The organism is Paenibacillus hubeiensis, assembly GCF_032334105.1.
GTDB classification, from domain to species: domain Bacteria; phylum Bacillota; class Bacilli; order Paenibacillales; family Paenibacillaceae; genus Paenibacillus; species Paenibacillus hubeiensis.
Window position 1 is genome coordinate 149,991 of sequence record NZ_JAVYAE020000015.1, and the last position, 10,698, is coordinate 160,688.

A 10,698-nucleotide genomic window follows, 5' to 3' on the forward strand; every position below is an offset into this window, starting at 1 on the left:
TTAACGTCAGTTTGAATTGGCGTTCATTCAACTGGTACAATAAAATAAGTCAAAAACGATCACAAAATGGGTGGCCGAGCGGATTTGCACGGTCAGAGGGAGGCTAGCGAAATGGCAATAGCGGAAGTAACTGTAATTCCGATCGGAACCGGAACCACCAGCTTGAGCGGTTATGTAGCGGATATGCAAAAAGTATTGGAAAGGCAGCGGGGAATTACATATCAGCTGACCTCGATGAGCACGATTATCGAAGGACCGCTGGACGAAGTGTTCACGGCGATTGCCGCGCTGCACGAGGCGCCGTTCCTGTCGGGAGCGCAGCGGGTATCCACGTCCGTAAAAATCGACGACAGGCGCGACAAACCGGGTGCATCCAGTGAACAAAAGCTGCAGTCGGTGCGCGACAAACTAACTGCGCTGCCGTCCCGTCCGCAAGAATTGAATTAAACCTGCATTTTCGTGAATTGTGTTGTGTAAATTACGTATTCCTAGCATCATGTTATATGCCTAAATTGATGCAAACAAAAAGCTTCACGCTTACACAGCGGAAGCTTTTTGTGGATTCATAATTAACGGATGAGGCCCGCTTCTTTTAGATCTGCCCGTTTAAGAACGAGGGAACCTTGAAGCTTTTTATAGCGAATGGTTTTTCCGGTCGGATCGGCAACAACCTTTTCCTCATTTTCTTTCAGGCCATTGGCATCCACGGTTAATAGCGTTTTTAGGTCTTTGGAAACGGTATATACATCTGCAGAATCACCCTTAAGCTTGACTTCATAACCATAAGAAGCGGACAGGTCGATTAGAGTGATCCACTCGGACTGGGACTGGCTTTTGGCCGAAAACTGAATGGACCGATTGGCACTTTGATAATTTACTTCGTAACCAAGCAGTTTCGCAGCTTCCCGCAATTGGACATATGTATTCCCTTTATAGAGCAATTGATCGGAGGAAACGGATCTCGATTGACCGTTGACCACGATTTTGAAGTTAGCAATAGTAGCCTGAATTTTTTGAGAAGTTGCGGCTACAGCCATGGAAGAAGACCCAATCAACATCCCCAGCGATAATGCCACAATCACCTTTTTCATTTTCACTTGAATCATCACTCCTAGAACAAGATATGGTGTTATCTGAGAATCATACCCGATTGTGACAAGATAGACACGGGTTGATATCATTATTTTTATAATGCTAATGGCTCAATTATCATTTTGATTTATGTTCTGAGGTTTTTATGAAAGAAGTACTATTGTCCTTCATTTTTGCGATAAATTCTTTGATGACTGTGTCCTTTTTTGACATGAGTCCGGTCTAGACGTGCACGAACGCCTATAGAGAGTCAAAGAGCGAGCCTCCCGTTGTTTTAACATCGGGGGCTCGCTCTTTGTGTTTTACGGATATTCTGGTGAATATGGCGTTAACGTTCTCTTTCTGTGGAAAGAAATTATTCTTGTTCCAGGAGTGCTGCACCAATCAGTGTGGCATTCGTATACCCGCCGCTGATGTTGGCGAAAGAGAAATTGGTGATTGGCGGCCCAATCACAGTGGCATAATCGCCTTCCAACAGATCACCGGTGCTGTTCGGATAGACTGCAACGATATTGTTCTCGTTATCATCCATGATGTGAATCACGGAGAAGGTTGCGCCCAAGGAATTATTTTCTTCGACGCTGACGACCTCGCCGCTAATTTGAATGAATGATTCGAAATAGTTGGCGATGTTTTTATTCAAGTGTTTCGGCGTTACGGCAGGGTCTACCAGTTTTTTAACTTTTTTCTGAACATCAGGCGTCTCGGGAATGAACAAGTCACTATTTTGGGCAAAGAAATCGTAGGATGGCTGCTCCATGAACGCAGTTTGTTCAGTGATGATTGGCGTGATCTCGTTGAAGAAATCAGCCGCCGTTTCAAATGCGACGTCATCTGATCCGGCAGCATCGCTGGCCTTCGTGCCAGTGGTTTGTGCTGTTGCCGGCGAAATGGTCACGGAATTCAAAATATCCTCAACCTCTTTTTTACCGGCATCATCGTAGGAATCCTTGCCATAGGTCAGCGTAGCAGTATACAGTTCCGCATTCACTGGAATCATGTATTGGACCATGACCACCTCGACGCCGGCTGCGTTTTTATAAGTGCCTTGCAACACGCCGCCTTTAAAATCTTTATTTGGCTTATCGGTGTAACTGGTTTTTTGATATCCTTCAATACCTGCGTTTATGCCGTTGTTAACATAGTAATCAACAAGCGTAGCGGCCAACTGCTCGGGATCAGCAACCCCGCTTGCGTTGGCTTCAATCGTAAAATTGATATTATCCGCAAACTTGGTTGCAGCAGGGTCGGAGAAGGCCGCTTTGATGGCAGGCGAGTTCAGCTGGCTTGTATCAAATTCTTTCCAATCTTCTGGATATGAGAAGGAAAAGCCTTCTCCGCTGTATGTAGTATATTTTGCGCTTTCATTGGCCGTTGCTTCGGTAGTCGTTGTCGTTTGAGGCTGAGTTGTTTCCGATGTTGTCGATTTTTCTGCATTCCCGCAAGCGCTGAGTAGTGCTGCAAGGGCGAGAACGGTAATTATTTTTTTCATTGATATATTCTCCTAAGTGCTATTCCCATCGGCTGGGATATTTTTTCTGTGGTTATTGTTGACTTTGGATTTGGTGAGGATATGCCAATGATGTGGATAGATTCGCCTTGTAGATAGGTTCCATCTCTTTCATAGAGAATCCATGTCCCGGTTGAACATAAACCGTTTCTTCTTTTTGCTTCTGCCTCCTTTCTTCATTGGTGTGCACCCCTCAGGTAAATTATAACGCTTCTTGCTGAATAAGGTTTCAATTTGTTTTTGTTTCAGGCAGAAATCGCCCATTTTCGGCATGAGCCCGGTCTTGAAGGGGAGAAATGCATATAGTGAATCGTACCCCACGTTAAAGGAGGGTTTTACATGAGTGGAGTTGTAGGTGCTTACGGCAACCCGTGGACATCGACAGGCGCCATCTTGGTCCTGTTCATTCTCTTGGTCATCATCACCAAATCTTTCTGGGTATAGCTTGATCGACTCCGCCGGGCAACCGGCGGAGTTTTTCTTTTGCGGACAAGCTCGGGGAGGAAGAAAGGCCAGAAGTTTCACAGCGGCATGGATCAAAGACAGGGTACGAAAGCCCATTTTGCGCCAAGAGGGCCATAGCCCGGTCCGGGAAAGGGCTGGATACATAGCTTAGGGGTGTAGGCAAATGCTAAGGAGGAATGAACGATGAGCGAAGTGAATAAACCGAAAACACCGAACGGGAAAGGTCATGTTTACTCTAATAATATGGGAGGTTATGGAAATATGCAGGGAAATGCAGGTTATGATGCGAATGGGTACGGACATGGTTACCCTAACAGTTATGGTTACGGTTACGGCTATGGAATGCCAACGGGGTATGGCTATGGATATCAGCCGAACCAAGGTCCTGTTATGAAACAGGATTATCAGCAAAACTATGGATGCTACGGGTACGGCGGCGGCTGGAGTTCGGTGGGCACCATCCTCGTATTGTTCATCCTTCTGGTCATTATTTCCAAAACGTTTTTCATCTAATGGGCACATAACATGGAAAAACACCCGGAACCCAATTCCGGGTGTTTTGTGTATGTTTTCAGTCTTCTCTGGAATAAGTGATGTCCAAACAACAAAAGCCCTGCCTCTCTTTTGTCCTTGCGGCTCCGATGACCGCGCCAGTGTGAATGGAAAAATCTTGCGTACCCTGCAAATACCGGGTCAGTGCAATTCAGGTTCTTCAATCTCCATGGGTTAAGTGATACATATTCGCTGCGGATGCAGCATGAAGAAAATATTCAGGGGTTAAAAGAAGAGTGAAAATCATTTGAGGTTGTAAACCAACTTTATTATCATACCACATCATGTAATTTTTTGCAAATATATTGAATCCTTTTCATGATTGCGCACGGCCTAAATATTAATTCTTTCCGCCCAATTTGCCGATAACACATATACAAGCGTCATCAAGATCCGCCTTATTGACAGGGGAAGAAGTGATGCAAATGGAGAGTGAGGGATAAGGGTGGAAATTTACCGTTCGTTTGTAGTTCGTTTGTTGCGGAATTATGTGATGGGCTCCGTGGCGGCTTTGGTCATGATTGGAACCGTCATGATGGTTTCCACCTTGCAATTCCCAAAAGCCCAACTTATGCACCTGATCGTTATTGTAGCGATTTCCCTGCTGTCGATGACAGGGTTCGAATGGCTGGTCCTCAAGCGTCAACTTCGCCCGATAAGGCGCTTTTTTGCTGCCAAGCGAACGGATCGGGCCGAATTGAACGGAATATATGAGCGAATTCACCGTTTGCCGGAACAGGCGGCTTATCGCATTCTGGGTCCCCATTTGTTTGGCTTTGCCCTGCCGGCAGCAGGTCTAACGTGGTGGATGTTCTTTAAGGGCTGGATCCAATTCTCGCCCGAATATGTAGCTATTGCAGCGGTCTGCGCGCTGTTGATTGCCGGGATGCATGCTTTGGCCGAGTATTATCTCACCGTGCTGGCCATCAGGCCGTTACTGCTGGAGGTAAGAAGGCTGGGAAAGATCCAGCATGGCTTCGAGCCGTCGCTTGGCGGTCGCATCATGGTATCCTTTCAGCGCAAAATTCGGTTAAGCACAGCCATGATCAGTCTGTTTCCTCTGCTATTGTTCTTTTTTGCCACTTCGATTCGCTTGCAGTACGTGGACCATGAGTTTGCCCGGGAATATCTGATATGGGCCCTTCTGATCGTCATCCTGGGGGCAGGGGTTGCCATGGTCGGGAGCTGGCTGCTGATTCGCGATGTACGAGACCCCGTGAAGGAACTGACCGAGGAGATGAACCGCATTCAAGAGGGGGATTTCGGCCGAAGGATGCCGGATTTGTACGGCGATGAATTTTCCGCGCTGATCGCCGGATTCAACATGATGATTAACCGGCTCGAAATCAGGCAGGAGCGCAACCGGCAACTGACGCAGAGCTACTTTACGATGCTGGCAGCCGCCCTGGATGCAAGGGACAAGTATACGGCCGGACATTCGATGCGTGTCGCTGAATATTCCCTCATGATCGGCAAGCTGAGCGGAATGAGCGAGGAGCAGTCAGACCTTTTATACAAATCTGCCCTGCTGCACGACATCGGCAAAATTGGAATTCCGGATGAAGTTCTGCACAAAGACGGCAAGTTGACCGACGATGAGTTCGACATTATCAAAACGCACCCCGTGCTGGGGGAAAACCTGTTGCAGCAAATCGAGCCGGCTGAAGCGATGGCGGATTTTCTGCCGGGAGTGCGCTCGCACCATGAACGTTATGATGGAAAAGGGTATCCGGATGGGAAAGCGGGTCAGGATATTCCGGTATTCGGTCGCATTATCGCGGTAGCGGATGCATTTGATGCCATGACCTCGGACCGCCCGTACCGGAGCGGAATGAGCCATGAACGGGCATTGGCCATTTTAGAGGAAGGAAAGGGGACCCAATGGGACCCCCATTATGCGGGTTTGTTCATCAATGAATGGAGGCGCAGGCAGCATCTCCACGGTTCGCCGGACAAAAGGGTCAGTTGATTCTTTCTGTCCATTTGGATTCTTTTCTGCGCCGGCGGTGCAGGAATAGTCCGGTAACCAGTGTGAAAATGAGCTCGCCCAAGATGATAGCTCCGAGCGCATCGTAGATAACATGCTGCTTGATCAGCAGGGTCGAGAGCACGATGACTGCCGAACCGCTGGCGATGAGCAGTTTCAATTGCCGCTTTATTCCCTGGACGGAGAATGCCGCCCGCATGACCAGGTAGGAGTATAAGGCATGAATGCTGGGAAAGCAGTTGAACGGTTCGTCTCGGCCATAAAGCCAGCTTACGATGGAACTGCCGATGCCGCTTCCTGTAATCACGGGGCGGTGTACCGTCGTCTGAAAATTGAAATAAATGAGATAACAGATCCAAACACAGATGTTCATGGACAACAACACCCGGTAATAGACTTCTCGGTCTTTGGCACAGAGATAAGCGAGCACGCCGAAAACGAACGGATACCATCCCAGGTATGGAATGGACATCAAGGGAAGGAACGGAATCGCTTGATCGATGGGTGAGCGCAACACGACGAATCCGCGATCAGGTGAATTGAGGACATCATAGAACAGTCCCATAACGACAAGCGAGAGCATCAGGCTCAAAGACAGCCAGTAGGATTTGCTTTTTAGCGATTGCACGGCAGTGCTTCTCCTTTCGTCCACGTCTGCAAGGAAGTGGATGCAACGAATAAATAGACAATAATATATTTTACAATTTTAAGCGCACAAATTGAATCGGGATTTGTGTGTTTTTTTGTGTACATTTTCCAGGGCAGAATGTCGAAGATTGGCTGAGCGTGATATGATGAAGGTACAAAAGGGCCGTCCATTGCGATGGTTGGGACAACGGGAGTGAGTGAATGGAATTTTCAAAAATGTTCGTCATGAATATGGGGATGCTGATTACATTCGCCTATCTTGCTAGTCTGTTCTATAAATACGTTGTCATACGAACTTCTCCCAAATTTAAACAAATGATATCGGTGTTCCTGCTCATACTGGCCGGGTGGATCAGCATGGTTTTTGGCTTCCAACTGAACGATGAGGTCATTTTCGATCTTCGCTTCGTTCCGTTGATCGTTGCAGTGCTGACGTACAGGCAGCCTTATAGCGTTTTCCTGATCGGGTTGGGGATCGGACTGACTCGGTTAACCTTCGGAATTAACGAGGCCACGCTGGCCGGATTGATCAACTTGACTATACTTGGCGCAGTGTGCGCAGGATTGAATGTCTGGATGAGGCGAACGGACTATAGGCTGATTATCAAGGCCGTGCTTGTGATCCTGATCGTAAATATGGTTAACAGCCTCAACATTGCCGCGTTTGGCGTCATCCCGGCAACGTACTTTTTCTCGCATATCATGCCTTACACGCTGCCGGCCGGCGTCGTGCTCAGCTTCGTATTTACCGTTATTCTGCGGGATTTTCAGAATGAACAGAATCGGATTGTGCTCATACAGAGCACCAATCGCCTGTTATCCTTGCAAAAGGAAGAACTGCAGCGCGCTCAGGCGGTGCTGGAGGAGCGTGCGAGGCAGCTTGCGCTGGCTTCGCAGTACAAATCGGAATTTCTGGCCAACATGTCCCATGAGCTGCGGACGCCGCTGAACAGCGTCATTAATTTTGCGCAAATGATCAGTGAAAACACGGACACGATGGACAAGGAGGAGATCGTCCGATTTGCGGAGATGATCGACCAGTCCGGTCAGGAGCTGCTCGCGTTGATCAACGATATTTTGGATTTGTCCAAGGTGGAGGCAGGACGGCTGGATATCGTGCTTGAGCAGATTGGCGTCAAGCAGCTGGCCGAGGATGCGATGAGCCACTTTCTGTTGGTTGCGGAGAAGAAGGGCATTCAACTGCTGATGGAACAGGAACCGGGCGTCCCCGAGACGTTGTGGTCCGATCCGCAGCGCATCCAGCAGATTTTGCGCAACCTGGTGTCCAATGCGGTTAAATTCACGCATCAGGGGACCGTAAAGCTGACGATCAGCAGCGAGGCCTGCAGCGAAGGCTTTTCGGGCCGGTGGATCGTCTTTTCCATTAAGGATACGGGAATCGGCATCCCGAAGGAACGGCACCAATCGATTTTCGAAGCATTTCAGCAGGCGGACGGTTCGATCAGCCGCAAATTCGGCGGCACAGGTCTGGGTCTGTCCATCAGCCGTGATTTGGCCGGATTGCTGGGTGGTTTTATTCAGCTTGAAAGCGCGGAGGGAGAGGGAAGCACCTTTCGTTTGTACCTGCCGTTGACTTGTGAAAAAATGAATTGACAACGCGTATGCCGCGAGTGGAAGTTGGAAAATTCCTGAAGGTTATCCTCTTTGGGCTGTGCTCCGTATTGCGTAAAGGACGTTAGTTGCCCGAGGACAGGATCGTGATATAATAATCATCAACCAAAACAGGATGAAAGCAAAGGAGATCATGTCCATGAAAAAACCAATCTCTACCGAGCAGGCGCCAGGCGCCATCGGACCATACAGCCAAGCGATCGAAGCCGGCGGCTTCGTTTACACTTCCGGCCAATTGGGACTCAATCCCCAAACGGGAGAATTTGGAGCAGATGTGCAGGAACAAGCGCGCCTGTCTTTGAGCAATGTAAAAGCCATTCTGGAAGCGGCGGGCACAAGCATGGATAAAGTGGTGAAAACGACGGTTTTCCTGAAAGACATGAACGATTTCGTGCCTGTAAACGAAGTGTACAGCAGCTTCTTCGAACAGCCTTATCCGGCACGCAGTGCGGTGGAGGTAGCCCGTCTGCCGAAGGATGCACTCGTCGAGATCGAGGTTATTGCCCTGAAATAGTTCTTGGACAGGCCAGAACCATAAAAGCCGAGTTTGGTTGGATAACCGGACTCGGCTTTTTATATGTCTATCGTTATGATGAAGCTAGTTTCTTATCCACCCCTATATTAAAATGTCAGTCCCGGTCCTGATTGCTGGCCAGGAACAGCCACACCGCATAAATCGCCAGCACAATCGCTGCCGCGATTGCCGTATAATAGACGGAAATGACATCCTTTTGTTTGATCGCAATCGCGATGTAGGCCCAGGTGAAAACGAGTGGATAGAATCCGTCTCTGTATGGGAAGCTTACCAGCACCGCGAGCAACGTGCCCACGGCAAGCATGATGATTGCCCATGTTGAATCGCTGAGCCCGAAGCCGTCCCAACCGATTTTGCGCAATAACACGGCGACGTTAATGATGGTTGCTACGCTTATCCAGCCCAGATAGATGCTGAAGGGCAGTTTAATGAACCAGATCTCGGCCGTGGTAGGTATCGTAATGGCGCGTGTTCGTAAATACAATGCAATCAGGGACAGGAGCAGCATGACCATGATCAGCAAAGACAGCCCGATTTGCAGGTTCTGAAAAGCAAAAATCCAAGCAATATTCAGAGCGCAGCTGACGGGGAACCAATAACCCAGGCTGGGGATGGAATCCCTTTTCCGGGAAGAAGGAAGGAATCCATAGATCACGAACCCGGCAAGCAGCAAATAAATGAGTGCCCAGATCGAAAAGGCATATCCGGCCGGGGTGATCAAGACGGGGTACATATCAGATACTTGTTTGTTGGTCCTGCCGCCGATCGGCAGGGCATTGGATAGATAGTTCACGACAACCATGGCGGCAAAGCTAATGGCATTGATCCATTTGTATGGAAGATTACGAGACATGGCATTTCCTCCTTGGTATGCAGCAGATGAATGAACAGCGGGTCATCCTACCTTGAATATACCCAATTCCGGAAAAGTTTAAATAAGCGCATCTGAAAATTGTGACAGATAGGGGAGCAGGGAACGAAATGCGGATTTGTTTGCAGCGTCCTGTCCAAGGTTACGCGGAGGCGGAACATAATATGTCCCTCAGGGGATGGAGAAGAGCGGGGAGAGCATGGAATGAGACGTGAAACGATGGAGAAATACCAAAGCTGGTTTTACGTTGCGGCGCTGCTGGCAGGGGCGGCCATCGGACTGGGAAGTGAAAAGGGGGGAGCTGCGCTTGGAATGGCCGTATCCCCGGTACTCGCGGTGCTGTTATACAGCATGTTTGCGCAAATTCCTTTTTTGCAAGTCAGGGAGGCCTGGTCCAACCTTCGTTTCATGGGGGCGCTGTTAACGGCGAATTTCGTCGTGGTGCCCGTGGTTGTACTGGGACTTACGCTATTGTTCCCTCAATCGTCTCCTGTGCTGATCGGGGTTCTTTTGGTGCTGTTGACGCCTTGCATCGACTATGTCATCGTGTTCACCCAGTTAGGCAAAGGGAACGAGAAACTTGTGCTTGCCGCAACGCCATTGCTTTTTATTGCACAGATGGTGCTGCTGCCGCTGTATTTGTGGCTGTTTGTCGGTAGTGAGGCAGCCCGGGTGATGGAAGTGGGGCCGTTTGTCGAAGCCTTTCTGTTTTTGATCGTTATTCCGATGGTGTTGGCGCTCCTTACGCAGCTGTGGGGCAAACGCAGGAAAAAAGGAGAGGCCGTGCTTCAGGCAGCGGCCTGGCTGCCGGTCCCGCTGATGGCGCTGGCCCTGCTTGTGGTGGTAGCCTCCCAAATCGGCAAAGTTCGCGAGGATATCGGGGTCATCGTTGGCGTCGTGCCAATCTATGTGGCTTTTGCTGTCGTCATGCCAATCGTTTCGCGGTTCATCGCGGCAATTTTTCGCTTGGACGTCGGTTCGGGACGAGCCGTGATCTTCAGTTCGGCCACGCGTAATTCGCTGGTAGTTATGCCACTGGCCCTGGCGCTGCCGCAGGAATGGGCGACAATGGCGGCGGCGGTCATCGTGACGCAAACGATGGTTGAGCTAGCTGCGGAACTGGTTTATATCAGGTTGGTCCCTGCGTGGATCATGAGAGATCGACTGACTTGAGAAAAAGACGTCCCATGGCCCTGTACTATGCGCAACGAACATTGCACACCTTATTCGGCAGAATATGACCTTTAATTTCGGCTAACGAACCTCAGACACGCTATTGCTGGCCGAATGGACTCAGCACACACCATTTTCTTGAAATAGCGTGTCTACTGCTCTTCTGTCAATAAAGTGGACACTCTCGTTTATGAGGTTTTTTGGTAATACTGTTGCTCGAATTCCAAAGGAGA

Annotated in this window: 11 protein-coding genes; 7 read left to right on the forward strand and 4 right to left on the reverse strand. The window is 49.2% G+C overall.

The window, feature by feature from the left end; genetic code table 11:
* Positions 1–111 precede the first annotated feature (111 nt).
* On the forward strand, positions 112–447 hold the full coding sequence (locus RSX24_RS26910; protein ID WP_236417549.1) for an MTH1187 family thiamine-binding protein: 336 nt from the start codon (positions 112–114) through the stop codon (positions 445–447).
* A gap of 122 nt (positions 448–569) precedes the next feature.
* On the opposite strand, the gene RSX24_RS26915 is transcribed toward RSX24_RS26910, so the two are convergent.
* Positions 570–1,091, reverse strand: coding sequence for a stalk domain-containing protein (locus RSX24_RS26915; protein ID WP_236417771.1), 522 nt, complete (start codon positions 1,089–1,091; stop codon positions 570–572).
* Positions 1,092–1,447: 356 nt separating this feature from the next.
* Positions 1,448–2,584: a PsbP-related protein gene (locus RSX24_RS26920; RefSeq protein WP_339275844.1), complete on the reverse strand. Its 1,137-nt coding sequence runs from the start codon at positions 2,582–2,584 to the stop codon at positions 1,448–1,450.
* Between the two features lie 357 nt (positions 2,585–2,941).
* On the opposite strand from RSX24_RS26920, the gene RSX24_RS26925 reads away from it, so the two are divergent.
* The 3 genes from RSX24_RS26925 (at position 2,942) to RSX24_RS26935 (ending at position 5,588) form a co-directional block, all read left to right on the forward strand.
* Positions 2,942–3,046 (forward strand): YjcZ family sporulation protein, encoded by a 105-nt coding sequence (locus RSX24_RS26925; RefSeq protein ID WP_236417547.1) that lies wholly within the window; start codon positions 2,942–2,944, stop codon positions 3,044–3,046.
* Between the two features lie 411 nt (positions 3,047–3,457).
* A complete protein-coding gene (locus tag RSX24_RS26930; protein WP_236417769.1) occupies positions 3,458–3,580 on the forward strand; it encodes a YjcZ family sporulation protein in 123 nt (40 codons plus the stop codon).
* 484 nt (positions 3,581–4,064) lie between these two features.
* Entirely contained in the window at positions 4,065–5,588 is a 1,524-nt protein-coding gene (locus tag RSX24_RS26935) for an HD-GYP domain-containing protein (RefSeq protein ID WP_343262285.1), read from the forward strand.
* Here the strand turns inward: RSX24_RS26935 and RSX24_RS26940 are convergent.
* Positions 5,581–6,234, reverse strand: coding sequence for a phosphatase PAP2 family protein (locus RSX24_RS26940; RefSeq protein WP_343262286.1), 654 nt, complete (start codon positions 6,232–6,234; stop codon positions 5,581–5,583). The two genes, RSX24_RS26935 and RSX24_RS26940, sit on opposite strands and share 8 nt — an antisense overlap.
* A gap of 221 nt (positions 6,235–6,455) precedes the next feature.
* Between RSX24_RS26940 and RSX24_RS26945 the strand changes: the two genes are divergently transcribed.
* Positions 6,456–7,868, forward strand: coding sequence for an ATP-binding protein (locus RSX24_RS26945; RefSeq protein WP_339275848.1), 1,413 nt, complete (start codon positions 6,456–6,458; stop codon positions 7,866–7,868).
* Between the two features lie 157 nt (positions 7,869–8,025).
* A complete protein-coding gene (locus RSX24_RS26950) occupies positions 8,026–8,400 on the forward strand; it encodes a RidA family protein (RefSeq protein WP_236417543.1) in 375 nt (124 codons plus the stop codon).
* A 115-nt stretch (positions 8,401–8,515) separates the two neighbouring features.
* Here the strand turns inward: RSX24_RS26950 and RSX24_RS26955 are convergent, their stop codons facing one another.
* Positions 8,516–9,274 (reverse strand): TspO-related membrane protein, encoded by a 759-nt coding sequence (locus RSX24_RS26955; RefSeq protein WP_236417542.1) that lies wholly within the window; start codon positions 9,272–9,274, stop codon positions 8,516–8,518.
* Between the two features lie 222 nt (positions 9,275–9,496).
* On the opposite strand from RSX24_RS26955, the gene RSX24_RS26960 reads away from it, so the two are divergent.
* Positions 9,497–10,465, forward strand: a complete 969-nt coding sequence (locus RSX24_RS26960; protein ID WP_343262287.1) for an arsenic resistance protein — start codon at positions 9,497–9,499, stop codon at positions 10,463–10,465.
* The last annotated feature ends 233 nt before the right edge of the window (positions 10,466–10,698 follow it).

What these genes read in the sequence shown, in the direction of transcription:
- RSX24_RS26910 (WP_236417549.1), top strand. Translation starts at nt 112, where the DNA reads ATGGCAATAGCGGAAGTAACTGTAATTCCGATCGGAACCGGAACCACC.
- RSX24_RS26915 (WP_236417771.1), bottom strand. Translation starts at nt 1,091, where the DNA reads ATGAAAAAGGTGATTGTGGCATTATCGCTGGGGATGTTGATTGGGTCT.
- RSX24_RS26920 (WP_339275844.1), bottom strand. Translation starts at nt 2,584, where the DNA reads ATGAAAAAAATAATTACCGTTCTCGCCCTTGCAGCACTACTCAGCGCT.
- RSX24_RS26925 (WP_236417547.1), top strand. Translation starts at nt 2,942, where the DNA reads ATGAGTGGAGTTGTAGGTGCTTACGGCAACCCGTGGACATCGACAGGC.
- RSX24_RS26930 (WP_236417769.1), top strand. Translation starts at nt 3,458, where the DNA reads ATGAAACAGGATTATCAGCAAAACTATGGATGCTACGGGTACGGCGGC.
- RSX24_RS26945 (WP_339275848.1), top strand. Translation starts at nt 6,456, where the DNA reads ATGGAATTTTCAAAAATGTTCGTCATGAATATGGGGATGCTGATTACA.
- RSX24_RS26950 (WP_236417543.1), top strand. Translation starts at nt 8,026, where the DNA reads ATGAAAAAACCAATCTCTACCGAGCAGGCGCCAGGCGCCATCGGACCA.
- RSX24_RS26955 (WP_236417542.1), bottom strand. Translation starts at nt 9,274, where the DNA reads ATGTCTCGTAATCTTCCATACAAATGGATCAATGCCATTAGCTTTGCC.
- RSX24_RS26960 (WP_343262287.1), top strand. Translation starts at nt 9,497, where the DNA reads ATGAGACGTGAAACGATGGAGAAATACCAAAGCTGGTTTTACGTTGCG.